This is a genomic window from Collinsella sp. AF20-14LB, from assembly GCF_003459505.1.
Lineage (GTDB): Bacteria > Actinomycetota > Coriobacteriia > Coriobacteriales > Coriobacteriaceae > Collinsella.
The window spans coordinates 1-234 of record NZ_QRWD01000054.1 but is presented as its reverse complement, the minus strand read 5'-3'; the positions used below and the strand labels follow the sequence as shown (position 1 = coordinate 234).

The 234-nt window shown below is 62.8% G+C and carries 1 rRNA gene; it reads left to right on the top strand.

What is annotated here, in order from left to right:
- Positions 1–9 precede the first annotated feature (9 nt).
- Positions 10–234 (top strand): 23S ribosomal RNA (locus tag DWX63_RS11080); the annotation flags it as partial.

The following is a 234-nucleotide window of genomic DNA, read 5'->3' as shown; positions in this document are numbered from 1 at the left end:
AGAGCGGTCCCGCAAGATACCACGGGCGCACGGCGGATGCCTTGGCACAGGGAGCCGATGAAGGACGCGGCAAGCTGCGATAATCCCCGGCGAGGAGCACACATCCTTCGACCCGGGGGTCTCCGAATGGGCGAACCCATCCACAGAGGTGTGGATATCCCCCCGCTGAACGCATAGGCGGGGGGAGGACAACCCGGGGAACTGAAACATCTAAGTACCCGGAGGAGAGGAAAT